A 24,770-nucleotide genomic window follows, 5' to 3' on the forward strand; every position below is an offset into this window, starting at 1 on the left:
CGCACACCGGCCCGGCAGCCGCGGCCGTGAGCCGCGTGAGCTGCCCGGTGTGGGGGCTGGCCAGCACGCCTCGCCCGGGTGTGAGTGGGCGACCCGAGGGGTAGGACCAGGACTGCCGACGCCCCCTGCGGGCCGTGCCGGAACTGTCACTCCGGCGGACGCCGACCGAGAAGGGCCTTGAGCCGATGACGCAGCCGACGATGGATCCCGCGGACGCGTTGGCCGAGCTGGGCCGGGTCAGATTCGACGAGGTCAGCCTCGACGACATGCTGCTCCGGATCGCCGAGCTCGCCAAGGCGAGCATTGCCGGGACGAGAGAGGTGACTGTCACGCTGGTTCGGGGTCGGGTCGGCTGGACCGGGGCGTTCACCGGCGAGCTGGCCCGTCAGTTGGACGAGTGGCAGTACGAGGAGCACCGGGGTCCCTGCCTGGATGCCTCCGCCAGCGGTGACACCATTTCGGTGCCGGACATGGCGACCGAGGAACGCTGGCCGCTATGGGCGGAGAGGGCTCGCGCCGCCGGGGTGGGGAGTTCTCTCTCCATCGGGCTTCCGGTCCAGGCATCGGTGGTCGGCGCGTTGAACGTCTACAGCGAGTCGGTGAACGCATTCGACCCGTCCTCGATCACCAGCGCGGAGGGTTTCGGCGCGTACGCGGCGGTGGCGCTGGCCAACGCGCACCTGTACGAGAACGCCGCCACGCTGGCGGCCCAGATGCAGGAGGCGATGCGCAACCGGGCGGTGATCGAGCAGGCCAAAGGGATCATCATGGGGAGCCGGCGGTGCTCGTCCGAGGAGGCGTTCTCGCTGCTGTCGAAGATCTCTCAGGACACCAACCGGAAGGTGCGCGAGGTCGCGGAGTCCCTGGTCGCCCAGGCGGAGGGCAGGACCAAGCGGTGACTGCGCCCTGCCTGGTGGCCGCTCGTCGACAGGGCCACCCGCGCGAGGCGGGCGACCCTGTCGACAGATCGCGGAACGGCTGACGTCAGTCAGCTCTGCGAGGGCTTGCGCACCGCGTCACGTACCCGGTCGATGACCGCCAGTACCGGGCCGGCGGTCAGGTTGCCCTTCGCGGACTGGGCGCTGGGATGGGGCCGCGTCGGCGCGGACGCCTCGGCCACCCGCACGGCCGTGGCGAGGCTGCGCAGCCGGTCGACCGGAACGTGCTGGCGGAGCTGGGGAAACTCGTAGCGTTCCTCGTGCCGGGCGTGGCGGAGCACGGCGTCGCGCAGCAGGACGATGCCGGTGTCGAAGCCGTCGGCGTCCACGCCACCCTTGATCAGGGTTTGCAGGGTCTCCTTGGCCTGCCGCTCCTCGTCGAGGCGGTCGTCGACCATGGCGTCGCCGCCCCCGCCGGGCAGCGTCCGGGCGAGCGGGTGGATGACCTCCTCCTCCGCGGTCTCGTGGGCGGCGAGGAGCTTGACCAGGTCGTCGAAGGCGTCACGTCGGGTGTCGCCGGTGCCGCCGATGACCAGCAGGAAGAGCTGCTCGATCTCGGCGTGCTGGGCGAGCAGCAGGTCGACCACATCCTCCTGCGGCGGCGAGGTGTCGGTGTCAGGCATGGCTGCCTCCCTTGGCGCGCAGCGTCTCGACGGGGTGCGGGCCCTCGGTCTCGATGCGGTACTCGTCACCGAAGCGTTCCCGGTGCATGTCGATGACCTGTTCGCTCGGCGGCTGCTGACCGTCGTGCAGTTGCTGCTGCATCCACTCGAAGCGTTCGTGTGCCTCGCGGACGTAGCCCTCGCCGAGTTTCGTCAGGTCGATCTGGGTGGCCAACAGGTGACGCAGGTAGTCCTTGTTGGGCTCGAAGGTCAGCGGCTCGGGAAGGCCGACACTGCCGACGATCTCCTCCGGCTCCCGGCCGTCGTGCCGACGGAGCAGGTCGGCGGCCTGCTGGAGGTGAGCCAGCTCCATCTGCAGGTGCAGCTCCCAGACCGCCTTGATCCGGGGGTCGCTCTCCTGCTGGAGGAAGGAGTAGTAGAGCCAGCACTCGTTGTACTCGTGGGTGAGCAGCCGCTCCCACCAGTTCTCGCCCGGGTCCAGCAGTGACTCGTAGTGGGTGACGTGCTCCTGCTCGATCAGGCTGATCTCCTGGTAGAGCTGGCGCGCGATCGGCTCCATGTACTGCGGGCCGACGTTCATGTAGTAGAACATCACCTGCTGCTCGGCCGACAGGATCGTCAACGCGTGCAGCTTCGAGCGCGGGTCGACCGAGTTGCGGTCGTACGGGGTGCGGACCTCGTCGAAGGGATGCCGGTGCTCCTGGACCGTCGGTCGGCCGGGCATGACCTCGGTGAGCCCGTCGACAATCTTCTCCGCCTTGCGCCGCTCGACCATCTCGTAGAGATTGGCGTAGCGGTACAGGTGGTCGAAGTCCTCCAGTACGCCGAACTCGTACGCCTGCTTGAGGTAGGGGTCGGGTTCGTGGCGGGCCACCCAGGCGGTGAGGTCGACGGCCACCTGCTCGTAGCCGAGAGTCGTCTCCAGCACACTGGCGACGCCGGGGAGCAGCCAGTTCACGACCCGCTGTTGCTGGCTCTCCAGGTATCGGACGTATGCGAGCTGTCGGCGGACCTCCTGGTCAGGGCAGTTCCGGGCGAACTGGTGCTGGAAATTGATCGCCTCGACCTCGATGCCGTTCATCGTGATGATCCGGCATCGGGTGTAGGGGTCGACCGCCTCCGGATCGATCGGCTCGACGTTCAGTTCACGCCAGTTGCGGATCTGGTCCTCGAGTGGAATTCCTTTGTGGTCCAACGGATTGAACATGTCTCTCCTTGTCGGGGGACGGTGGCCGCGCCGCCTACGGTTGGGCGGCGACGGACGGGCCGAGTGGCTGACGCGGCGGTGCGGCACGGCGGGGCAGGGGTGGGACCACTCCGCGGAGGCGAGCACCGGTCGGTGTGGATGTGCCGTAGAGGTGGAGGTGCCCCAGCACGCCGGCCACGTCGAGCACCCGGAGGGCGAACGGCGAGGGGTCGCGAAGCGTCAGCCGTCCGCCGGCCTGGGCGACCAGGTGAGCGGCGTGGAGCAGGGCGCTGACGGCGTGCGCGCCGAGGAAGCGGACCGCCGCGAGGTCCACGACAACCAGTGGGGTGGGCGTGCGGCAGAGAACCTGCACCAGCTCGGTGAGCAGGTGGGCGTTGCTCATGTCGATCTCGCCGACGACCCTGATCTGGCTGGCGGCGCCGTCATGGCTCACCGACAGCGACATGATCGGCCGGTGCGGGCCGTACCGCGAGTTGGGTCCTGAAGACCGGAATGGGGGGTCCTGGTCGGTCACACGATGCCTCCGCCCTCGACGAGGGTGGCCGCCCGCCGCGTGCGTGCCGCGGCGAGGTGACCACTGGAGGGCGCGTGTCTTGACCCGACAAGGACCCTACCCGGGGGGTCGGGGCTCAAACCAACCCGGCGCTGCCGGACGACAACCCGTGGGCCAGCGGCATGTTGGGGTGTAGGGGAGCGCCCGGGGGGTAGGGCCCGCACATGCTGAAGCGAGCGGTGTGGCAGGGACTGGTGGCGGGTCTGGCCGGGGCAGCGGTGATGACGGCTGCGGAGAAGATCGAACAGCGGGTGACCGGTCGGCCCGACTCCTATGTTCCGGCCCAGGTTCTGGGGCGGCTGACCGGCCTGCCGGAATCCTCCGGTCAGCCGCCCCGGTGGCAGAACCTGGCAATGCACTACGGCCAGGGCGTGCTGGTCGGCGTGCTACGCAGCGTCATGGCGCAGACGGGCTTGCGGGGCGTGTGGGCGTCGACGATGTTCACCGCGCTGCGCCTGAGCAACGACCAGATCCTGGAGAACGCCACCGGCGTGGGGGCGCCGCCGTTCACCTGGCCCCGCTCCGAGCTCGCCATCGACGTGTTGCACAAAGCCATCTACGCGTTTGCCACCGGAGCTGTGGCCGACGCGCTCGCCGCCCGCGACGGGGCGGGTCCCGGGCAGCGGCACGCGGCGCTCCGTCCCGGTCGTCACTCAGACGTCGGACCGCTGCCCCGGGCGGCCTGGGCACGAAGTGCTTAGCTGAACGGATGATCACACCCGTTCCCCTCGGTACCTGGCCGACGCCGCTGGAGGCCGCGCCCCGGCTCGCCGCCCGGCTGGGGCTGGCCGAGCTCTGGTTCAAGCGCGACGATCTCAGCGGCCTCGGTGGGGGTGGCAACAAGAGCCGCAAGCTCCAGTACACCTGCGCGCAGGCGATGGCCGACGGCGCCTCCACTGTCATCACCTCGGGGGCGCCGCAGAGCAACCACGCCCGGCTCACGGCGGCCGCGGCCGCGCGGCTCGGCCTCTCCTGTGTGCTGGTGCTCGCCGGCCCGCCGCCGGAGACCAGGCGGGGAAACCTGCTGCTCGACGGGCTCGCGGGCGCGGAGATCGTCTGGAGCGGAGACCGTCCGCCCGCCGAGGTGGCGGCGGCCGAGGGCAAGCGACGCTCGGCGTACGTCATTCCGTTCGGCGGCACCTCTCCCGCGTCGGTACAGGGTTATGTGGACTGCGGTCGGGAGCTGCGGGCCCAGTTGCCGGACGCCGACGGTGTCGAGGTCGTGACGGCGCTCGGCTCCGGCGGGACGATGGCCGGCCTGGTGCGGGAGTTGGGCGCGCGGCGGGTCGTCGGCGTGGACGTCGGCGCTGTGCCGGACCCGCGGGCGACGGTCGCCGGGCTGCTCGTCGGGGAGGTGGAGCCCGCGGAGCTGCGGATCGACGGCACCCAGGTGGGTGCGGGTTACCGCACGCTGACCGCCGCCGTTCGCGACGCGCTGGAGGTGACCGCGCGTACGGAAGGGGTCTTCCTGGACCCGACGTACACCGGTCGGGCGATGGCGGCACTGCTGGCGGGCAGCTTCCCGCGCGGCGACCGGGTCGTCTTTCTGCACAGCGGCGGGCTGCCGGGGCTCTTCGGCCACCCCGAGCTGTAGGGCGCTGGCCGGGTACGCACCAGATCGAGCAGAACCTCGCCGACACCCTCGGCCCCGACCGGTACCGCGACTTCAGGGACGCGCTGGCACGTGGCATGGCGAGCCTTCCCGGGGCCGGCCAGGACACCAAGGGCTGAGCCGTGGGCATGTGTCGGCGCCGAACGGGTACGCCGCCGTGGCCCCGGGGGCCGGCGGAACGCGCAGGCTGACCGCTCTGAACGCAGCCGAGGAGCACCGACATGCCAATCGCCGGGCGGGCCCGACTCACGCCGACGGTCTCCCTGGTGCTGCTGGCGTCCATCCTCGTGTCGTTCCTGGCCGCATCGGCGGCTCCGACCCCGCTCTACGCCACGTACCAGGAACGCTGGCACTTCTCGCCGGTCACCACGACGATTGTGTTCGCCGTCTACGCCCTCGCGGTGCTCGCGTCGCTGCTCACCTTCGGCAAGTTGTCCGACCACGTCGGTCGGCGGCCGGTGCTGGGCGTCGCGATCGCGGTGCAGATGCTCGCGCTTGTCGTCTTCATCTTCGCCAACGGCGTACTGTCCCTGCTGGTCGCCCGACTCGTGCAGGGGCTGGCGGCCGGGGCCGCCACCGGCGCCGTGGGCGCCGCCATGCTCGACATCGACCGGGCCCGGGGCACGCTGGCGAACTCTCTCGCCCCCGGTATCGGAACCGGAAGCGGCGCCCTGCTCTCGGCGTTGCTCATCCAGTTCCTGCCCGCGCCGACGCGACTGGTGTACGTCGTGCTGCTCGTCATCCTGCTGATCCAGGCCGTCGGAGTCGCGCTGATGCCGGAGACGGTGAGCCCGATGGGCGGGGCCCGCCGCAGCCTCCGGCCGGACATCGCTCTGCCCCGTCCGGTGCGCAAGCCGGTCCTGGTCGTGGTGCCGGTGCTCTTCGCGATCTGGGCACTGGCCGGGTTCTTCGGCGCGCTCGGCCCAGCGCTCGTCCGCAGTCTCATGAGCACGTCCATCGTGATCGGCGGTCTCGTCCTCTTCGTCTTCGCCGTCTTCGGGTCGGCAGCCGTGCTGATCCAGCGCAACACCGCCGCGCGGACCGTGATCCTGACCGGGATCACCGCGCTCATCCTGGGCATGGTCGTCACGTTGGTGTCGGTCATGGCGAAGTCCGTCCCGGGTTTCTTCGTCGGCCTCGCGCTCGGGGGCATCGGCTTCGGCAGCGGCTTCCAGGGCAGCCTCAAGACGGTCATGCCGCTGGTCGAGGCTCACCAACGTGCCAGCGTGCTGTCGGTGCTCTACGTCGTCTGCTACGTCGGCTTCGGTCTCCCCACGGTGATCGCCGGCTTCCTCGTGGTCTACGCCGGCGGCCTGCCGAGGACCGCCGACGAGTATTCGGTCGCCGTCGTCCTCCTCGCCGTGGTCGCCCTGTTGGGGGTGCGCAGGGCCACCCGGACGGCACCGGGGTGATGCCGGAGAGCGGGTCGAGCAGTAACGAGACCAGTAGCGTGATGATCAGGAAGGGAGCGGGGGATGAGCCCGAAGGTTGACCAGGCGGACGCGGGTGCGACGTCGCGCATCGAGGGCCTCGACGTCAAGCTCGAGGTGATCGTCATTCCGGTGTCGGATGTCGACCGGGCGAAGGCGTTCTACGAGCGGCTCGGATGGCGGCTCGACCAGACGCCGCCCGGCATCGTCCAACTGACTCCGCACGGCTCCGCGTGTTCCGTGCAGTTCGGCCCCGGGCTCACGCCGGCGGCACCCGGCTCGGCCATGGCGTACCTGATCGTGTCCGACATCGAGGCGGCCCACGACACCCTCGTCGCCGCCGGTGTCGAGGTCGGTGACGTCTTCCACGTCAGCCCGGACGGACCGGTCGACGGGCCGGATCCGCAGCGGCGCAGCTACTTCTCGCGTGCCACGCTGCGTGACCCGGACGGGAACACCTGGCTCATGCAGGAGATCACCACCAGGCTTCCCGGGCGCATCGAGGGCGGCCTGACGTCGTTCGGCTCCACGAGCGACCTGGCGAGCGCGCTGCGGCGCGCGGCCGCCGCGCACGGCGAACACGAGAAACGTACGGGCGAGCATGACGACAACTGGCCCGACTGGTACGCGGCGTACATGGTCAGCGAGCAGTCGGGGGCGAAGCCGCCCGAGTGAGCTACGCCCACGCGTGGGACCTGCTGATCGACGTGCTGCCGGTGAGTCACCTGATGCCTCGCCGGCAGCACCGTCTCCGCTTACTGAGCGCGCGACGCCACCCGTGCGCGCTGTTCGTACAGGCGATGTACGCGAGTTGTACGCCGAGCGCCGTACCATTCCCCCGGACGCGATGATCTTCGATTCAAGCGGCACCGCCGGATTCAGAGCTGACCCGGGCATGCCGTGCCTCGTCGCCTGTGCGCGGTTCCCCGGCCGCCGGTAGGGAGGAGACCTCGATGACGAGTCCTGGTGCGGGCGGTGCGATGCCGTGACGCGGGTACGGTTTCTCGCCCTCGGCCCGCTGCACGCCGAGGTCGGCAGAGAGTGGCTGGACCTCGGGCCCGTCCGGCAACAGGCGGTCTTCGCGATCCTGCTGTTCAACGCGGACCGTGTGGTCACACCGGCGTCGATCCTGCAGGGCGTCTGGGGCGGCCAGATCCCGGCGACCGGCGTCAAGCTGATCCCGCCGTACATCTATCGCCTGCGACGCACGCTTCAGGCGGCGTGCGGAGGCCCCGACGACCCCGCGATCGACAGTTCCCGGATCGGCTACCGGCTGCGTCTCGGATCGGCCCGCACCGACGTCGCGGACTTCGACGAGGCGATGGAACGGGCCGCCGTGGCCGAGGCGGCCGGTGACCTCACCGGTGCCGCGGCGCTCCTGGCGAAGGCCGAGCAGAGTTGGGCGGGCGAACCATTGGCGGGCCTGACCGGCCCGTACGCCGAGAGCCGTCGACAGCACCTGCTCGAGCGCCGCATCGTCTGCCTGGAACACCGGCTGGAACTGCGCCTGCGGCTGGGCGACTGCCGCCGGGCGATCCCCGCGCTCACCGCGTTGCAGACGGAGTATCCGCTGCGGGAACGGCTGGCGATCATGCTGATGACCGCCCTGTACCAGACCGGCAGGCAGGGCGAGGCGATGGACGTGTTCGGGGCCTTCCGTACCCGCCTGGCGACCGAGTTGGGCGTCGAGCCGACCTCGGCGTTGTTCGCCGCGTACACCTCGATGTTGCGGGGCGACCTCGGCCCGGCCGTCGGTGCCGGGCCGTTTTTCCGGAGGACCCGCCCGGGGCCGTCCACGGCCACCCGCACCTGTCGGCCGAGGCGCTGACCACGCGCAGGGGCGGGGGCCGGTCGACACCGTCTCCGGCCGCTGTAGCCGGGCGTCTCACTCGGGCGGGGTCACCGGGGCGCAGTGGCCGGGCGCGACGCGTACCAGCAGTTGCCGCACCACGTCCGCGGCGGGGTGGCCCAGGTCGTCGTAGATCCGGATGGCCCGTTGCCATGCCTCGGCGGCGGCCGGCGGGTCCGCCATCGCCTCGCGCGCCTCGCCGAGCCGGACGAGGGTCAGCCCCTCGTGATACCGGTTGGCCGACTCCTGGAAGCGTTGGACGGACTGCTCGTAGCAGAGCGCGGCTCTGGCCGGGTCACCGAGCCGGTGGTACGCGAAGCCCAGACTGTCCAGCGTCGCGGCCTGCCCGACGCGATCGTCGATCGCCTCCTGTTGGGACAGCGCCTCGGCGCAGTCGACGACGGCCTGCTGGTAGTCACCGGTCAGCGCGTGCAGGTAACCCTTGACGTTCAGCGCGCGCGCCTCGGCGTACCGGTTGCCGATGAGCTGCGAGACGCGCAGCGCCTCGGCGCTGTGCTTGAGCGCCTCGTCCAGCCGGCCGTACTGGGTGCAGTGCTCGGTGTACTGGCGCAGGATCAGCGCCAGGCTGTCCAGGTCCTCAAGCTGTTCGTACAGTTCCAGTGCCCGCTGTACGTGGTGCTCGGCCGCGTGCTGGTCGCCGAGCCGCATGAGCGCGCGGGCCAGCATCCGGCTGGCCTGCGCCTGCGCCCGGACGTCGCCGATCCGCTGCGCCGCCGCGAGCGCCGCCTGCTGGGCCGCGAGCTGCTCCTGGAACATGCCTCTGGGCGCGAGGTACGCGGCCAGGGCCCAGGCGAGCTGGCAGGCGTACCGCTCGAAGCCGGTCTCCGCGGCCTGACGCAGCACCCGCAGCAGGACGGGGTGCTCGGCGTGGAACCAGGCCGCCGCGACGACCCGATCGGGCATCGGCACGTGCACGTTCGCCGGCATCGGTGGTTCCACCTCGATGGGTGTCCAGGTCGGCTGGAGCAGCACCGCGCCGGGGTGCGCGCTGTGCAGGTAGTGGTCGTACATCCGGCGCGCGGCGACCTGGCGCTCATCGGCCAGGTCGGATGCCTGGGCCAGTTCGGCGGCGTACGACCGGAGCAGGTCGTGCAGGGCGTACCGCTCGGGTAGGTGCTCGGTCAGCAGGTGCAGCCGGGTCAGCTCCTTCAGCAGCGGGGTGACCGCCGCCCGGGCGCGGCCGAGCAGCGCGGCGGCGGCGTCTCCGGTCAGGTCGGGGCCCGGGTGCAGGCCCAGCAGGCGCAGCAGGCGGGCCGCCTCGACGCTCAGCGCCCGGTACGACCAGGAGAAGATCCGGCGGACGTCCCCGTCGGCCAGTTGCTCAAGGCGGGACTCGGACTGGCGGAGTTGCGCCGCGACGGCGTCGATCGGGAAGGTGGACCGGGCGGTCAGCCGGGCCGCCACGATGGACAGCGCGAGCGGGAGCCGCCCGGTCGACTCGATCACCTCGCTGGTCGCCGCCAATTCCGCCGCCACCCGGGCGTCACCGAGTCGGCTGCGGAGCAGCCGCGTCGACTCGGCGGCGGTCAGCACCTCCAGCGTCAACGGTCGGGCGCCCTCGGCCACGGCGAGGCTGCTGAGCTGGTCGCGGCTGGTCACCAGGACCGCGCACCGGCCCACTCCGGGCAGCAGCGGGCGCACCTGGTCGGCGTCGCGCGAGTTGTCGAGGACGACGAGCATCCGACGCGAGGCGAGCAGGCTGCGGTACAGCCCGGCCCGAGCGTCGACGCTGCTGGGGATCCGGCCGACAGGTACGCCGAGCGCCTCGAGGAAGTCGACCAGGGCGTCGGCGGGGGACACCGCGTCCCCGTCGTCGTAGCCTCGGAGGTTGACGTACAACTGGCCGTCGGGAAAGCGGTCGGCGGCCCGGTGGGCCCAGTGCAGCGCGAGCGTCGTCTTGCCCACGCCGGCCATACCGCTGATGGTGACGATGTCCACAGTGGCTTGCCGTACGGCTCGGCCGCCGAGGGTCGCGTCGAGGAGGTCGAGTTCGGCGCTGCGCCCGACAAAGCCGGGCAGGGCCAGTGGCAGTTGCTGAGGGCGGCCCGGTGCCGCTCCGGCCGACGCGTCGTCCACCGGCCCGGCCGTCACGGTCTGCTGGCTGAGGCGGTGGTGCAGGATGTCGTCGTGCAACCGGGTCAGCTCGGGGCCGGGGTCCATCCCGGTCTCCTCGGCCAGCGCGCGTCTGGCCTGCTGGAAGGCGGCCAGCGCGCCGGAGATGTCGCCGATCTGGTAGAGGCCGGTCATGAGTTGGGACCAGGCCCGTTGCCGCAGTGGGTGACGGTCGAGTAGTGCCCGCAGCCGGGGGATCACCTGGGCGGCCTCGCCGAGCGCGAGCCGTGCTGCGGCGTGGTCCTCCTCGGTCAGCAGCCGCCGCTCGGTGATCCGCGCGACCCGGCCGGTGAGGAGCCGGGGCAGTGGCAGCCCGGCGAAGGCCGACCCCCGCCAGATGCCGAGCGCGCGGGCCAGCTCCGGCTGTGCCGCCGCCGGGTCGCCGGCGGTCAACGCGGCCCGTCCGCGCGCCGCCGCCGCGTCGAACCGGTCCACGTCCCGCTCGTCCGGCTCGACGCGAAGCAGGTAGCCGCCGGGTGTGGTGAGGATCCGGCGGCGCTCGTCCGCGGCGCAGTCGAGTGCCTGGCGCAGCCCTCGCAGGTAGGTGCGCAGGTTCGCGGCGGCCGAGGCGGGGGGCTGGTCGCCCCACACCATCGTCATCAGCTCGTTGGCGGAGATCGCCTCACCCGGGCGTAGCAGCAGAGCGGCCAGCACCAGCTGCTGTTTCGTCGATCCGAGGGGGACCGGCCGGCCGTCCCGTGACACTGTCAGCGGCCCGAGCAGGTCGAAGCGGAGGGGCATCCTCACCTCAGGTTGGGTGCCGGCCGGGCGAGACTGACGATCGCTTGAGCATCGATCGATGACGTTAGCACCGATTGAACATGATCTTCATGTTTGGTCGGGTGGTCGCCGGTGCGGCCCGGTCGGTCCGTCGCCGGCGCGGCCTGGTCGGTCCGTGGCCGATGTGCGCTGGCCGGTTGCCGGTCAGCGCAGTCCGCGGATGAGGTTGTCGACCAGGGTGCGGGCGAAGTCCTCGGTGAGCGGCAGGTCGCCGATGAGGAGCCGGTGGTAGCACGCGCCCCAGAGTTGGTCGACGACGGATTCGGGGTCGATGTCGGCGCGTAGCTGCCTCCGGGTCATGGCCCGGGTGAGGGTCTCGACGGCGAGGGCCCGGCGGGGGGCGGAGTAGCGCTCGCGGTAGGCGGCGGCCAGTTCCGGGTCGGTCTGCGCCTGCCCGATGAGTTGGCTGATGACCCGTCCGGCGGTGGTGTCGCGCACCAGATGGACGAAGGCGACCAGTTGGTCGGTCAGGTCGGCCACGATGTCGCCGGTGTCGGGGAACGCCAGCGTGGGCGCGACGACAGTGAAGTAGCCGTCCAGGGCGAGCGCGCCCTTGGAGGGCCACCACTTGTAGATCGTCATCCGGCTGGCCCCGGCGAGAGCGGCGACCTTCTCGATGGTGAACCCGGCCATGCTCTCGGCCAGCAGGAGCTCACCGGCGGCCGTCAGGATCTCCGCTCGTACCTGATCGGTGGGCCGGCGGCCCCGACCACGGCGTGCTGGCGGCTGGGCCTCCGGCGTGAGCTCGGCCACTGGTCCTCCCGGTTATATGGACACACTGTCTACTTGCTGATTATATGGACACAGCGTACACAGCGGTGCCTGGACGCCACCAGCACCGACGACGACCGAAGGAGACGAGGGACATGACGGGTCTACGACGGCGACGGTTGGGTGCCTCCGGACCGGAGGTGTCGATCATCGGGCTCGGCGCGATGGGCATGTCCGACCTGTACGGGCCGGCCGACGAGGCGGAGAGCGTCGCGACGCTGCATGCCGCGCTCGACGCCGGAGTGAACCTGGTCGACACCGCCGACTTCTACGGCTCGGGTCACAACGAGATGCTGATCGGCCGGGTGCTGCGCGAGCGTCGCCGGGACGAGGTGGTGCTCAGCGTGAAGTTCGGCGCACGTCGGACACCCGACGGCGGCTTCCAGGCGGCGCCGTACGACGTGTCGGCGGCGGCGGTGAAGGACCGGTTGGCGTACTCGCTGCGACGGCTGGGCACCGACCACATCGACATCTACCGGCCGTCGCGACTGAACCCGCAGGTCCCGGTCGAGGAGACCGTCGGTGCGCTGCTGGAGATGCAGCAGGCCGGCTACATCCGGCACATCGGGCTCTCCGAGGTGGGCGCCGACAGCATCCGCCGGGCCGCGGCAGTGGCACCGATCAGCGACGTCCAGATCGAGTACTCGCTGCTCTCCCGAGGCCCGGAGGCCGCCATCCTGCCGGCGCTGCGCGAGCTGGGCATCGGGTTGACCGCCTACGGGGTACTGTCCCGAGGTCTGCTCAGCGGCCACTGGTCGGCGGAGCGTGAGCTGACCGGAACCGACTTCCGGGCGAACAGCCCGCGCTTCCAGGGCGAGAACCTGGCCGCCAACCTCCGCCTGGTGGACGCGCTCGGCCGGGTCGCACAGCGGCTCGGGGTGAGCACCGGTCAGGTGGCGATCGCCTGGGTCGCGGCGCAGGGCGAAGACATCGTCCCGTTGGTCGGGGCGCGGCGGCGGGACCGGCTGACCGAGTCGCTGGCCGCCGTCGACGTGGTGCTCGACCAGGACGCGGTGGACGAGATCGAGCGGGCTGTACCGGCCGGCGCAGCATCCGGCCAGCGGTACGCGACCGCCATGATGGGCCTGCTCGACAGCGAGAAGTGACGGCGGGGGAGCGGGCTCAGGAAGCTGCTCGCCAGACCCAGTTGCGGCGTTCGTAGAGCGGCACCAGCCCGGCCCGGCGCATGTTGTTCAGCGACGGGTTCTGCTGACCGGGCGCGGGCTTGCCGGTCTCGGCGAACAGCCACCGGCATCCCGCCTCGGCTGCGGCTCGGGCACGGGCGGCGATCAGCGCCGACTGCGCTCCGAGGCCGCGGTGACCGGAGGCGGTCGCGGCGGCGTTGAGCGACGCGGCCTCGCCGTGCAGGAACAGGTTGCCGCCCGCGACCAGCTCGCCGTCGTACCAGGCCGCATAGGGTCGCCACGCCGGCTGGCCGACCGTCGCGGCCAGCATGTCGGTGAGCCCACCGGTCGGCATGCCGAACCCGGTGAGGAGCACGTCGGCCCAGGGCCGCGCCTCGGCGGCCGGCACCGGGGCAACGCGCAGACGGGTCTGCGCCGCGGCGACGTCGCCGGGTCGGGCGGCGAGCTTCACCCAGGTGCTCCCCGGCTCGAGCCCGCGCGCCGCGGCGACCTCGTCGAAGCCCGCCGGCAGCACCGACGGAACGAGCTGAAGGACTGCCTGGTCGACGCCCTGCTCCCGGTAGAAGTCGAGGACACGATCCAGGGTCTGCGCCGTGAACGGCTCGGCGGTGCCGAAGCCGAGGGCCTTGTTCCAGTACCCGCCGGAGGGATCGTTGCGCATGGCGAGAACGACACCGCCGCCGATGCGGGTGGTCGCGATCCCGAGATCGGTGTACGCGGGCCCGGGCGCCTGCGACTCGTAGGAGTGCATGAATTCGCACTCCACGGCTTCGGCGAGCGGGGTCAGGTCGGCTGGCGCGGTCATCGGCTGATTATCGTCCGGCGCGTTCCCAGGCCCGCGCCAACTGCATCCGACTGTGAATGCCCAGCTTGTGGTATATGGAGCGGAGTTGGGTGTCGACGGTGTGGAAGGAGACGAAGAGACTCCTGGCCGCCTCCTTCTTCGTGGCACCGGCGGCCAGCATCTCGGCCACCCGTTCCTCGGCGGGGGTGAGCGTGTCGATGCCCCGGCTCGGCAGCTCGTCCGACGAGGGTCGGCGGCGCGGGGTGGCGGCGAGGTCGGCGTAACGCTGGTCCGCGATCGCCTGGTCGCCAGGGGCGCCGATCCGGGCGTACAGGGCAGCCGCCTCGTGAGCGGCGTCGCGCGCTTCTCCGGACCGCGCCCGAGGGCAGTTGGCGAGGTCCAGCAGCGCGTCGGCCAGGGCCGGCCGGGCGGCGGTGGTGCGCAGGTGGTCGACCGCCGACCGGAGCGCGCCAGGGTCACCGTCGCGCAACCCTCGGCTCTGGTCGGCCAGCGCTCGCCACAGCGGCACCGGCGTCCGGACGGACACCAGCTCCACCAGCTCGGTGACCCGACCGGCGGCCTGGGTGTCGCCGGCGGCCGTCGCCGCGCGTACCAGTCGGGGGCCGAAGTGCGGCACGGGCAGGAGCGGCCGGACCGACCGGTGCAGGTCGGTGACGACCCTGGTGAGCAGGCCCGCCGGAGTGCTGAGGGAGGCATCGCGCACCGCCACACAGAACGCGATCGTCCACATCGTACGGTCGGGCCATCGGTCCTCATCCAGGCAGGTGCGGAGGATGGCGCGGGCGTCGTCGTGTTCGCCGCGGCGGTAGCGGACCTCGCCGATCACCGCGACCAACAGGGCACGCACCTCCCTGCTGAGGTTCGCCGGACCGGAGCTGAGCGTCGTGACGGCCAGCGCGGCCGCCTCGGGTAGCTCTCCCACCGCCACCATGCGCAGGCAGTCCAGCGCGGTCAGCCCGGTGAGTGAGCCGTCGGTCGCCTCGGGCGGCTGGCGGGTAGCGGCCCGCGCGTCCTGGTGCCGGCCCAGACCGAGCTGCACGAGGATGCGTTCCGCCCAGATGGACGGGGCGTCGGCGCGTGCCGCCCAGGAGTCCGGGTCGAGGGCCGCCAGCACGGCGTGGGCGCCCGGCAGATCGCCGTGCGCGAGTGAGCGGGCGGCCCGGCCAAGGGCCAGATGGCGAGCGGACGCCTGATCACCCGAGGTGGCGTGTGCGGTACCCGCGTCGCGCAGCAGGGCATCGGTGTCCGGATGTCCCGTGCGGGCCGCGATCGTGGCGACCAGGGCGAGCACCGCGCTGCGGCTGCGGTCGTCCAGGCGGAGGTGCAACGCCTCCCGCAGACCGACGAGGGCGGTGGTCGGCTGTTCCAGTGCCACGATCTGCGCCAGGCGTCCGAGCAGCAGGGTGCGGTAGCGCTCGCCGCCGCGACTCGTGGCGATCTCCGCCGCCAGGACGTGCAGCGCCTCCATCCCGCGCCCGGCCAACCGGAGCTGGTCCGCCGTGCCCAAGAGCCGGTGCCGTCGTTCGTCGGCGTCGGTGGCGATGTCGTCGGCCGGAAGCGTCCCGGCGTTGAAGGGTGATTCGGACAATGGCGTTCTCCCCGGTTGTTACCAGGCGCGTCGAAAGGCCGTCCTGCGACCGAGCCTATCCACGTCGTACGGCAGGGGCGACCAGAACGACGAACCGGCTCGACTGGGCGGAATGGCCCGCGCCGTCCGGGGTCTGACCGGCGGCAATGGCGCGATCACGTGATGTGTCGGGCGGTGATCGGCGCCAATCATCGAGTCATGGCCCAGCTCACCGAACTCCCCGGTCTGCATCGGCTCCGGGTCGTCCTGCTGATGTTCGTCCTCTACGCCGGCACCGGGGCGGGCGGTCACGCTCCGGCGTGGACCCGTCTGGTGCTGATGGCGACCGCCGCGGCGATTCCGGTCGCGATCACGGTCCAGTACGGCTGGCCCGGACTGCGTGCCCTGCTGGGTGCCTCGTCCCGGCTACGGCTGCGGGGCGGATCCGTTCCCGCGCCCAATCCGATCCAACCCGACTGAGGAGACAGCGATCATGGCGAACAGCGATCCCCAGCCGCGGCGCGGCGATCAGGGTGCCGCGCCGCTCGCGGGCCGCAACGTCGAGCTCGAGCGGCAGAATCCCGATCTGGTGGTGCCGCCGACGACCGACAGCCGGCTGGTGCCCAACCTCAAGTTCTCCTTCTCACAGGCGCACACCCGGGTGGAGAAGGGCGGCTGGACCCGGGAGGTCACCAGCCGGGACCTTCCGATCGCCACGCAGTTGGCTGGTGTCCAGTTCGGGTTGGAGCCGGGCGGATACCGGGAGATCCACTGGCACCAGCAGTCGGAGTGGGCGTACATGCTCAGCGGCAGTTGCCGCATCAGCGCCGTCGACCACGAGGGACGCAACTTCATCGAGGACGTGAAGGCCGGCGATCTGTGGTTCTTTCCGCAGGGCGTGCCGCACAACATCCAGGCGCTGGAGGACGGCGCACAGTTCCTGCTGGTCTTCAACGACGGGGCGTTCTCGGAGAACAACACGTTCCTGCTCAGCGACTTCTTCGCACACACCCCCCGGCACGTGCTGGCCAAGAACTTCGGCTGGACTCTGGAACAGATGGAGAACCTGCCCGAGCGGGAGAAGTACATCTTCCAGGGTGACGTCCCACCGCCCCTGCAACAGGACCGGGTGGTCAGCCCGACCGGTGACATTCCCCGCAGCTTCAAGCACCGGATGCTCGCGCAGACCCCGCAACGGTTCCCTGGCGGTACGGTCCGGGTCACCGACTCGACGAACTTCGCCGCCTCGGTGACCACCGCCGCGGCCCTGGTGGAGGTCGAACCGGGAGGGATGCGCGAGTTGCACTGGCATCCCACCACCGACGAGTGGCAGTACTACATCTCCGGCACCGGGCGGATGGGCGTCTTCGCCTCGCAGGCCGCCGCCCGCACGTTCGACTTCCAGGCCGGCGACGTGGGTTACGTCCCCTTCGCGTACGGCCACTACATCGAGAACACCGGCGACGAGCCACTGGTGTTCCTGGAGATGTTCCGCCATCCCCGGTTCGAGGACATCTCGGTGATGCAGTGGATGGCGAACACGCCCCACGAGATCATCGCCGACACGATCAACGTGTCGAAGTCGATGGTCGACAGCCTGCCGACCACCAAACAGGTCGTGATCTGAGCGAACCGTCCGGCCGTCCGTCCGAGGACGGACGGCCGGACCGGTGGGTCAGCTCCCCACGGGTGCCGGGGAGGTGGGAGCCGCGGCGGGTCGTCGGCGTCGGGACACCGCACCCACCACCACGTCGATGAGGAGGAAGGCGAGCAGGGTGAGCCCGAACAGGGGCAGCGTCCAGCCGATCGCCGCCGTCACCGGTACGCCGATCAGCAGCGCCCAGAGCGGCAGGCCGCGTACGCCTCCGCGGGCCGGCGGGGTGCCGGCGATCGCACGGCGGTCGGCGCGGGTGGGCCGGCGTTGCCACCACATGCGGTAGCCCCAGAAGATGACGCAGAGCAGACCGAGGGCGAGCGCGGCCAGCAGGATCTGGTTGACCAGACCGAAGAGGATCCCCATGTGGGCCTGGATGCCGAGGCCGCTCAGTTTCGCCAGCAGGGGCCAGTCGGCGAAGTCGCTTCGGGCGGTGACCGTGTCGGAGGCCGGGTCGACGGCGATCCGGTCCTTCTTGACCGGCCAGGTGTTGTCGACCTGCGTGACGGTCCAGGCGGAGCCCGGCTCCGGCGCGGGACTGATCTCAACCGGACCGGAGAGGCCCGCGCCGCGAGCGACAGCCAGGACCCGGTCGAAGGTCGCCGACGGGACGACCCCACCCGCGTCGGCGGGACCGTGTTCGTGGCCACCGCCGGTCTCGGCCGGGGCGGTGGAGCCGACGGTGAGGCTGGTGGAGATCTCGGGCGTACGGGCGCTCAGCGCGTCGAGGCCGGCGGCGAAGTTCGCGCCGGCGTAGCGGGACCAGGTCAGGCCGGTGACCGAGAGGAAGAGGAGTCCGACGGTGAGCCAGATGCCGGTGGTGGCATGCCACCCTCGGGTGCGGCGGACGCCCTTACCCGTGGACAGATCCGGCACGAACAGGTGCCGGGCGGCGGCTCGTGCGGCCCCACGTCGCCGCCACCAGAGGACGACCCCACCGAGCGCCATCACCCACAGCCAACTCGCGGCCAGCTCGGAGTAGTGCTCGCCCACCGTTCCCAGGTGCAGGTGGCGGTGCAGGTCGTCCAGCCAGGTGGTGACCGGTGTGGACCCGAACCAGGTGGTGAGCTGCCCCTGGGACTCGCCGGTGTACGGGTTGATGTAGACGGTGTGTTGGTTCTCGCCCAGCTCGGGCAGGGAGAACACCACCTTGGTGGTCTGGTCGCCGGCGCCGGGTTGCACTGTGGTGATGCTGCCGTCCGGGTGCGCGTTGCGCGCGGCGCCGATCTGCTCGGCCAGCGGCAGTTGCCGGTCACCCACCTGGGCGACCGTCAGCTGGTCGCCGTAGAGGACCGTGTCGAGTTGCGGGGTGACGGTGTAGGCCAGGCCGGTCAGTGCGGCGACCACCAGGAACGGGGCGACGAGGACGCCGGCGTAGAAATGCAGCCGTAGCAGCAGCGCGCCGAACGGCGACGTGCGACGGGCGGCTCGGGCCGGTTTCTCGGCGGTGGTGGCGGGCTCCGGCTGCGGGGTGCCGGACAGTTCAGTCAGAGACATGGTGATCCGATCGGAAGAGTCGGGAAGCACGAAGGTGCTTCCCGTACTGGTCTGGTCGCCCGGTGAGGTGTCGCATCGGCCCTGACTGGTAGTCGGGGAGAAGACGCCGGCGGTTCCCGAAGAACGGTTCTAGGCGAGGTCGTCCTCCGCGCCGGTGGCGTCGGCCCGGTCTGCGGCGGGTCGGATCAGCGCCGGGCGCCCCGTCGCCACAGCAGCCCAGCCGTCACCAGGACGAGGAGGGACAAGGCGGCAGCCGCGACGAGGACACCGGCGCTTGGACCGCCGCCGGACGCTGCCGTGGCGGCGGGCGGGGTGGCCGCTGACGCGCTGACGGCCACAATCGGCGCGGCGCTGGACGAGGGATCGGCCACCGTGAACGGGTACGACCCCTGAACCGGGTGCCCGTCGACGGAGACGACCCGGTAGGCGACCGTGTACGTCCCGTTCGGCAGGGTGTCGGTCAGCTGGACCGTGCTCTTCGCTCCGGTGACCACCGGTTCGCCGGTGGGAAGCTTCTGCTTGGCGGCGTCGGTGAGCACGATGGTGGTGAACGCGGGGTCGAGTCGCTGCATGAATTCGAGCGTGACCTCGGTCGGTGCGCTCGGCAGCGTCGCGTCCCGAGCGGGCGTGGCCGTCTTGAGCGAGTTGTGCGCCCAGGCCGGGCTGGCTGGGATGAGCACCGCCACGAGGACGGCGAGCACCGCCGCGCCGAGTCGGACGGCTGCGAGACGGGTTGGTGGCACGCTCATCCGAGCACCTGCTCGCCGATCCACCCGCCCGGCTGACATCCGGGCGGGATGGCGAAGACGGCGGAGCCGATCGGCGTGGTCCACTCGTTGAGCAGGTCCCGGTCGGCCAGCCGGCGCTGGATGGGCAGGAACTGTCGTGCGATGTCGGCCTGGTACGAGGCGAAGATCAGGCCGCTGTCCGCGTGGCCCTCCGCCGTCGGCGCGCCGTCGTAGTTGTAGGGCCGGCGCAGAATCTTCAACCGGTCGTCGGTCACGTGGGCGCGGGTCAGGTGCGAGAAGTCGGGGATGACGGTGAGGCCGTCGGCGTCGGTGGCGGCGAAGTCGGGTTCGTCGTGTTCGGCGGTCCCGGTGAGCGGGGCGCCGGTGTCGAGCCGTCGCCCGACGGCGAGTTCGCGGTCGGTCCGGCCGAGCAGGTCCCAGGTCTCCATGTTCATGCTGATCCGCCGGAGCACCACTGTGGTGCTGTCGCGCAGCCACGCCGGGCCCTCCGGGACCCAGAGCGCGGTGTCCATGGGCGCGCCGGGTTTGGGGTTGGCGGTGCCGTCGAGCTGACCGAACAGGTTGCGTTGGGTGTGGCCGCCCGGCTCGACACCGGGGCTGCGCCGGAAGCCCTGCTGGACCCACCGCACCGTCGCGAACGGTCGGCTGTCCTTGATCAGGACCCGCTGGGCGTGGGCGACGGAGATCGCATCGTCCGCGCAGATCTGCAGCAGCAGGTCACCGCCGGACCAGGCCGGCTGGAGTCGGTCGATGCGCAACGGCGGCAGTTCGGTGACCGACGCCGGCCGGCGGTCGTCGACGCCGGCCGCCCGGTAGAGGCCCGGCCCGAAGCCGAAGGTCACTGTCAACCGTGCCGGCAGCAGCCCGAGTTCGGCCTCGGTGTCGGCCAACGCGGGTCGGCCCTGGGTGAGCCGGGCGGCGTCGTCGGTGAGCAGCCGCAACATCCGGCCCAGCGCGGCCCGGTCGGTGCCGGCCCGCAGGGTGAGCGCCACGAACGACGCGTGCGCCTGCGGTTCGGTGGACACCCCCGCCTGCCGGGCACCATGGAACGGCTCGACCAGGCCGCCGACGCTCGCCACCGACGTGGCATCGGCGACGGCCGGCGGTTGCCCGCCGCCGGTACGGGTCGTGGCGATGGCGGCACCGCCGGCCAGGGCTCCTCCGGCAGCGAGCGCACCTCCGGTGAGCAGGCCGCGCCTGCTCACCGGCCGGACGGGTGGCGTTCGCGTCACGATGCCGGGCTCATGCTCGTTCCCGGCGTGGCGCTCATGCCGGGCATCGGCTGGCCGTGCCCGGGGGCGTAGCTCTCCTGCGCGCCGGTGAACGGTTTGGCCACGGCCCTGAACTGCTGGGACCGGCCGTCGGCGAAGGTCAGCGTGAAGGCCAACTCGTCGCCGGCCTGGACGGGCTTGGTGAGGTTCATCAGCATGAGGTGGTCGCCGCCGGGCTCCAGCGCATGCGTGCTCTTGGCCTTGATCACGATGCCACCCTGCTTGGCCTGCATGACCATCTTGCCGTCTTTCATGGTCATCTCGTGCAGTTCCATCGGTGACAGGGGGTTCGTGGCACCCGTCACCGTGACATCGCTGTCGCCGTCGTTGACCAGGGTCCCGAAGGCCGCCGTCATGCCCTTGTCGGCGGCCTTCACCCACGGGTCACGAATGCCGAGCACGCCCGCGTCCGGGTTGGCTGAGGTCGACGCGGACGGGCCCGCCTGCGCGGTCGACGGAGAGTCGGACGACCCGCAGCCGGCGGCGCCCACCGTCAGAATCGCGGCGGCGACGATCGCGGCCGAGCGGCGGCGTGAAACGTTCGGGCTGGTGGCGCGCATGTGTTCTTCCTCCGATGATTGCTGCTGGGAGGTTGGTCGGCCGCAGCACGGAGAAAGTTCCGGAGTCAGGGAACGTTGATCGTGAACTCCCCGGTGTGCACCTTGCCGGCGACCTGGAAGTCGAAGAAGGCCCGGTACCGGCCTGAACTCGGCGCGGTCAGCCAGAACTTGACCGTCCCGTCGATCAGCTCCGGCTCGGGGTGCACGTGCACGTAGCCGAGGTCGCCCTCACGAACCACCACCAGGTGCCCGTACGCGGCAAGGTATCGCTCCAGCTGCGCGGGCGCTGCGCTGTCGGCGCTGGCGACCTGGAAGTGGATCGGCGCCGTCACCCCCACCGTCGGGGTGCCGGTCATCGACACCGTGTACGGACCAGCCGTCGCCTTCGCCTGCGCCGGCGGCAGCGCGGTCGGGGTGTGCGCGCCGGGCACCGTGTGGTCGACGCCCAGCACGAGCGGCAGCGGCGTGCCGTTGGCGGCGGTGACGGAGAAGTCGGCGTAGACGCGGTAGCCACCGGGCCGGGCCAGCGTCATGGGGACGCTCCAGGTGCCGTCGGGTGCCATCGTCGGGTGCAGGTGCTGATAGCCGGTCAGGTCACGGCCCACGACGATCATGTGCAGCGGCTTGTCGTGGACGACCGCGAAGCGGGTCGCCGGCTGCCGGTCGGTGCCGACGATGCGGAAGCGGTAGTCGGCGCGTACCCCGGCGGGTTGGGTTCGTTCCAGCGGTTGCAGCGTGTAGCCGCCGGCGCTGACGGTCGTCCCGGTGGCGAGCGTCTCGCCGGTCGCGCCGTCACCCCGGTGCGTGTGCGGTCCGGTGCCCGCCGGGTGTTGGTGTCCGTCGTTCGCGGACCCTGCCGGGCCGGAGGCGGGCGGACCGCCGGCCGGCTGCCGGGCGGTGTTGGCGGCCGGGCCCTCGTTGCCGCTGATGCGCGCCAATCCGAACCCGCCGAGCAGCGCCAGCACCAGGGTACCGACGAACAGTGCCAGGCTGGTGTTGCTCAGCCGGGATCCGGGCGTCGCCGTGGCGAGATCCGGCTCAGCCGACGCCCCGGAGTCGACGGGCGGTCGACTGTCCGTCGTGGCGGGGGCTTTCGCGTCCTCATCGGTCGGAGTTGGATCCACCGCGACGCCGGTCCGAGCCACGACGACCGCGGTCTCCTTGCGCGCGGCCGGCATGGCACCGGGCCGCCGCTTACCCTCCGAGGTCTGCGTAGCACTGCCGGTCGTCGCGACGGTCCTGCCCGCGTCGGTTCTGCCAGCGACGGCTCCGCCGCTGGTCTTGGTGACGGCGGTCTTGGTGACGGCGGTTTTGCTACCGGCGGTCTTGCTGCCAGCGGCCCTGGCGCCGGTGCCCTTGCCGCCGGTGGTCCTGGTGCCGGGACGGGTGCCGGCGCCGCGTCGACCGGATGTCGTCGGCGAGGTACGGCCGCGGCCGGCGGGTCGGCCGGCGGGGGTCGTCCGCCGACGCCAGACGACGAGTCCGGCCACCGCTGCCGTGGCCACCGCTGCCAGGCTGGCCCAGACGACTGCTCCCGGACCGCTCTCGTCCGTCGACCCGGTCGGCGCGGCCGCTGCCGCGGACGGCGGAACGGCGGTCTCGACCGCGACCGTCGGCACCGCCGACGCCTGCCCGGATGACCCGTGTTGCTCGGCGGTGGCCAACAGCGCCGGATCCGGCTGGGTCGACGGCGGGCTCCACCCCTTCGGTGCCGCCGTCGCCGGCCCGTCGTAGCGGAAGGTCAAGGTGCCGCGTACGGGGTCGCCGTCCGAGGCGACCGACAGGTAGCTCACCGAGTACTGGCCCTTGGCCGGCAGGTGCGCGACCGCCACCGTCGCGGGGAACCCGGTCGTGTACTCGCGTGGCTCGAACTGACCGTTGACCAGGAAGTACTCGCGCACCGGCTTGTCCAGCGGCTTCGGCTCCCCGTACGACCAGCCATTGTCGACCCGGATGCCACCCGGCGCGGTGATCGTGAAGAACGCGTTGGCAGCGGCCTTCTCGGTGAAGAACAGCTGCACCGAGGTCAACGGCTCGCGCACGGTCGCGCCACCCGCCGGCGTGGACATCGCGAGGGTCCCGTGAGCTGCGGCGGGCTGAGCGGACGCGAGGAGAGCGACAGCCGAGGCGAGGAGGAGCGCGAGGAGGCCCGAGACCATCCGCCCAGGAATCTGAGGGTGACGACGCATCTGAATATCCTCACTGGGCTGAGACTTTTTACAAGAGGTGACGAACTTTTTCCTCACATGGCTAAAGCCGAACACCTCCCGGGTGGTCGGCCGGGCGGAGGGGCCGTCGCCCCTGGCCAGCTATGCTCCCGGTGGCGCTGGTTCGCCCGGTCGTGAGCTGGCCGGGCGTCGTAAGAGGGAACCCGGTGGGAATCCGGGGCTGCCCCGCAGCGGTGAGTGGGAACGACCGCCGTCATCAGCACTGGGCCAGTGGCCTGGGAAGCGACGGCCAGTAGGGGATCGGCGTGCAGCCGGTCGGGCCCGCGAGTCCGAAGACCTGCCAGTGCCGCGTACACAACCGTGTGCGCTGCCGTCGGCCTCGCGGGTGGGCTGAGCGGGTGACGTGCCGCGCTCTCTGCGTGGGCGCGTCCTCGTCAGCGTGTGCCCGTGATCCGGCGGTGTGGTTTCCCGAGGGACGGACTACCGCTGTGCACGACACCACCACCATCGCCGGCCGAGCACCGTCGGCGTCGCACCTGACCCTGTCGCAGATCATGGACCAGCACCACACCAACCTGATGGGTACGGTCCACGGCGGCCGGATCCTCAACCTCATCGACTCCGTCGCCGGTGTGGTCGCCGCCCGCCATTCCGACGGGCCTGCGGTCACCGCCGCGATCGACGAAACCGCGTTCCTGCGCGCGGTGCGGGTCGGCGACGTCGTGCACGTCGACGCCCGGATCACCTGGGCCGGGCGCAGCTCGATGGAGGTGGCGGTCAAGGTGACCGCCGACCGGTGGGACCGGGCGGTGCCGCCCACCGACGTGGCCACCGCCCACCTGGTCATGGTCGCCATCGACGACGACGGCCAACCTCGTACGGTGCCGCCGCTGCTACCGGAGACCGACGGTGACCGGCGGCGCTACCGGGAGGCGGAGATCCGCCGGGAGCACCGGCTGGCGCTGCGGCGCGCGCTGCTCGACGGTGCCGAAGACGACTGACCCGTGCGCGGTGCGCCCGTCGCGGCGCCGGCGCGGTCCGAGGAACCCGCCCCGCCGTCGATCTGGTCAACCCTCTCGACACGAAGATCCAGGCTGGAAAGGCCGCGCACGCGCGTGTCGAGCTGCCTGCGGCGCTCGGCCTGGACCTTGCCGGCGTCGTGGCGGCGGTCGGCGCGGAGGTGACCGACTTCGAGCCGGGGGACGAGGTGTACGGGCTGCGCGACGCTCGACGCGTCGTTCGCAGCGGTACGCACCTACCACGGGCATGTCGTCAGCGCGCTGGGCTGGGGATCGCATTCGCTCGCCCCGCTGTCGTTCCGAGGCGCGACCACGCTGGCGCTTCGGAAAACAAATCGCTATGGTGCTTCTGAATCAGAATCGCCCTCGGAGGTGGCTATGGCTCGCATACCCGCGCTCGAACCACCCTTCACCGCGGACGTCGAGGCCCAACTCGCCG

23 protein-coding genes and 1 riboswitch are annotated in these 24,770 nt (G+C 71.4%); of the genes, 11 read left to right on the forward strand and 12 right to left on the reverse strand.

From position 1 onward, the window contains the following. The first annotated feature begins 185 nt into the window (after window positions 1-185). Window positions 186-899: a GAF and ANTAR domain-containing protein gene (locus AB0877_RS15210; RefSeq protein WP_366609180.1), complete on the forward strand. Its 714-nt coding sequence runs from the start codon at window positions 186-188 to the stop codon at window positions 897-899. 89 nt (window positions 900-988) lie between these two features. Here AB0877_RS15210 and AB0877_RS15215 read toward each other — a convergent pair whose 3' ends face one another. The 3 genes from AB0877_RS15215 to AB0877_RS15225 are packed head-to-tail and all read right to left on the reverse strand — an operon-like array spanning window position 989 to window position 3,213. Then, window positions 989-1,561 carry a hemerythrin domain-containing protein gene (locus AB0877_RS15215; protein WP_366609181.1) on the reverse strand — a complete coding sequence of 191 codons (573 nt, stop codon included), beginning with the start codon at window positions 1,559-1,561 and terminating at the stop codon, window positions 989-991. After that, window positions 1,554-2,768 carry a hypothetical protein gene (locus AB0877_RS15220; protein ID WP_366609183.1) on the reverse strand — a complete coding sequence of 405 codons (1,215 nt, stop codon included), beginning with the start codon at window positions 2,766-2,768 and terminating at the stop codon, window positions 1,554-1,556. Before AB0877_RS15220 ends, AB0877_RS15215 begins: the two co-directional genes overlap by 8 nt. A 34-nt stretch (window positions 2,769-2,802) precedes the next feature. Beyond that, window positions 2,803-3,213: an STAS domain-containing protein gene (locus tag AB0877_RS15225; protein ID WP_366609184.1), complete on the reverse strand. Its 411-nt coding sequence runs from the start codon at window positions 3,211-3,213 to the stop codon at window positions 2,803-2,805. A gap of 272 nt (window positions 3,214-3,485) precedes the next feature. On the opposite strand from AB0877_RS15225, the gene AB0877_RS15230 reads away from it, so the two are divergent. The 5 genes from AB0877_RS15230 to AB0877_RS15250 all read left to right on the forward strand — a co-directional run bounded on the left by AB0877_RS15230 (window position 3,486) and on the right by AB0877_RS15250 (window position 8,191). Continuing rightward, window positions 3,486-4,022: a hypothetical protein gene (locus tag AB0877_RS15230; protein ID WP_366609186.1), complete on the forward strand. Its 537-nt coding sequence runs from the start codon at window positions 3,486-3,488 to the stop codon at window positions 4,020-4,022. Between the two features lie 8 nt (window positions 4,023-4,030). Beyond that, window positions 4,031-4,915, forward strand: a complete 885-nt coding sequence (locus AB0877_RS15235) for a pyridoxal-phosphate dependent enzyme (protein WP_366609188.1) — start codon at window positions 4,031-4,033, stop codon at window positions 4,913-4,915. Between the two features lie 239 nt (window positions 4,916-5,154). Further along, on the forward strand, window positions 5,155-6,345 hold the full coding sequence (locus tag AB0877_RS15240; RefSeq protein ID WP_366609189.1) for an MFS transporter: 1,191 nt from the start codon (window positions 5,155-5,157) through the stop codon (window positions 6,343-6,345). Between the two features lie 63 nt (window positions 6,346-6,408). Next, window positions 6,409-7,038, forward strand: coding sequence for a VOC family protein (locus AB0877_RS15245; protein WP_366609190.1), 630 nt, complete (start codon window positions 6,409-6,411; stop codon window positions 7,036-7,038). Between the two features lie 310 nt (window positions 7,039-7,348). Beyond that, window positions 7,349-8,191: a BTAD domain-containing putative transcriptional regulator gene (locus AB0877_RS15250; protein WP_366609191.1), complete on the forward strand. Its 843-nt coding sequence runs from the start codon at window positions 7,349-7,351 to the stop codon at window positions 8,189-8,191. 57 nt (window positions 8,192-8,248) lie between these two features. On the opposite strand, the gene AB0877_RS15255 is transcribed toward AB0877_RS15250, so the two are convergent. Both AB0877_RS15255 and AB0877_RS15260 read right to left on the reverse strand, forming a co-directional pair. Beyond that, a complete protein-coding gene (locus AB0877_RS15255; protein WP_366609413.1) occupies window positions 8,249-11,086 on the reverse strand; it encodes a BTAD domain-containing putative transcriptional regulator in 2,838 nt (945 codons plus the stop codon). Window positions 11,087-11,269: 183 nt separating this feature from the next. After that, window positions 11,270-11,878: a TetR/AcrR family transcriptional regulator gene (locus tag AB0877_RS15260; protein WP_366609192.1), complete on the reverse strand. Its 609-nt coding sequence runs from the start codon at window positions 11,876-11,878 to the stop codon at window positions 11,270-11,272. Between the two features lie 113 nt (window positions 11,879-11,991). Here AB0877_RS15260 and AB0877_RS15265 point away from each other — a divergent pair, with 113 nt between their 5' ends. Then, the gene (locus AB0877_RS15265; protein ID WP_366609193.1) at window positions 11,992-13,002 is read left to right on the forward strand and encodes an aldo/keto reductase; all 1,011 of its coding nucleotides are present in this window, start codon (window positions 11,992-11,994) and stop codon (window positions 13,000-13,002) included. Between the two features lie 16 nt (window positions 13,003-13,018). Here the strand turns inward: AB0877_RS15265 and AB0877_RS15270 are convergent, their stop codons facing one another. Together AB0877_RS15270 and AB0877_RS15275 are read right to left on the reverse strand one after the other, a co-directional pair. Next, complete coding sequence (locus tag AB0877_RS15270; protein WP_366609194.1) at window positions 13,019-13,846, reverse strand: GNAT family N-acetyltransferase; 828 nt, start codon at window positions 13,844-13,846, stop codon at window positions 13,019-13,021. A gap of 7 nt (window positions 13,847-13,853) precedes the next feature. Next, on the reverse strand, window positions 13,854-15,434 hold the full coding sequence (locus tag AB0877_RS15275; RefSeq protein WP_366609196.1) for a helix-turn-helix transcriptional regulator: 1,581 nt from the start codon (window positions 15,432-15,434) through the stop codon (window positions 13,854-13,856). Between the two features lie 198 nt (window positions 15,435-15,632). Between AB0877_RS15275 and AB0877_RS15280 the strand changes: the two genes are divergently transcribed. Both AB0877_RS15280 and AB0877_RS15285 read left to right on the forward strand, forming a co-directional pair. Continuing rightward, window positions 15,633-15,893 (forward strand): hypothetical protein, encoded by a 261-nt coding sequence (locus tag AB0877_RS15280; RefSeq protein WP_366609198.1) that lies wholly within the window; start codon window positions 15,633-15,635, stop codon window positions 15,891-15,893. Window positions 15,894-15,906: 13 nt separating this feature from the next. Then, on the forward strand, window positions 15,907-17,040 hold the full coding sequence (locus AB0877_RS15285) for an oxalate decarboxylase family bicupin (protein ID WP_366609200.1): 1,134 nt from the start codon (window positions 15,907-15,909) through the stop codon (window positions 17,038-17,040). 48 nt (window positions 17,041-17,088) lie between these two features. Here the strand turns inward: AB0877_RS15285 and AB0877_RS15290 are convergent, their stop codons facing one another. The 5 genes from AB0877_RS15290 to AB0877_RS15310 all read right to left on the reverse strand — a co-directional run bounded on the left by AB0877_RS15290 (window position 17,089) and on the right by AB0877_RS15310 (window position 23,333). Beyond that, window positions 17,089-18,564, reverse strand: a complete 1,476-nt coding sequence (locus tag AB0877_RS15290; protein ID WP_366609201.1) for a PepSY domain-containing protein — start codon at window positions 18,562-18,564, stop codon at window positions 17,089-17,091. Window positions 18,565-18,749: 185 nt separating this feature from the next. After that, entirely contained in the window at window positions 18,750-19,313 is a 564-nt protein-coding gene (locus tag AB0877_RS15295; RefSeq protein WP_366609202.1) for a copper resistance CopC family protein, read from the reverse strand. Next, window positions 19,310-20,518, reverse strand: a complete 1,209-nt coding sequence (locus AB0877_RS15300; protein WP_366609204.1) for a Dyp-type peroxidase — start codon at window positions 20,516-20,518, stop codon at window positions 19,310-19,312. The genes AB0877_RS15295 and AB0877_RS15300 overlap by 4 nt, the downstream gene beginning before the upstream one ends. A 23-nt stretch (window positions 20,519-20,541) precedes the next feature. After that, the gene (locus AB0877_RS15305) at window positions 20,542-21,144 is read right to left on the reverse strand and encodes a copper chaperone PCu(A)C (protein WP_366609206.1); all 603 of its coding nucleotides are present in this window, start codon (window positions 21,142-21,144) and stop codon (window positions 20,542-20,544) included. A gap of 65 nt (window positions 21,145-21,209) precedes the next feature. Continuing rightward, window positions 21,210-23,333 (reverse strand): copper resistance protein CopC, encoded by a 2,124-nt coding sequence (locus AB0877_RS15310; RefSeq protein WP_366609208.1) that lies wholly within the window; start codon window positions 23,331-23,333, stop codon window positions 21,210-21,212. A 121-nt stretch (window positions 23,334-23,454) separates the two neighbouring features. Then, window positions 23,455-23,672: riboswitch (cobalamin riboswitch) on the forward strand. A gap of 128 nt (window positions 23,673-23,800) precedes the next feature. On the opposite strand from AB0877_RS15310, the gene AB0877_RS15315 reads away from it, so the two are divergent. Both AB0877_RS15315 and AB0877_RS15320 read left to right on the forward strand, forming a co-directional pair. Further along, window positions 23,801-24,313, forward strand: a complete 513-nt coding sequence (locus AB0877_RS15315) for an acyl-CoA thioesterase (RefSeq protein ID WP_366609210.1) — start codon at window positions 23,801-23,803, stop codon at window positions 24,311-24,313. An 86-nt stretch (window positions 24,314-24,399) separates the two neighbouring features. Then, window positions 24,400-24,684, forward strand: a complete 285-nt coding sequence (locus AB0877_RS15320) for an alcohol dehydrogenase catalytic domain-containing protein (protein WP_366609415.1) — start codon at window positions 24,400-24,402, stop codon at window positions 24,682-24,684. Window positions 24,685-24,770 lie beyond the last annotated feature (86 nt).

This window comes from Micromonospora sp. NPDC047644, from assembly GCF_040704315.1.
Lineage (GTDB): Bacteria > Actinomycetota > Actinomycetes > Mycobacteriales > Micromonosporaceae > Micromonospora.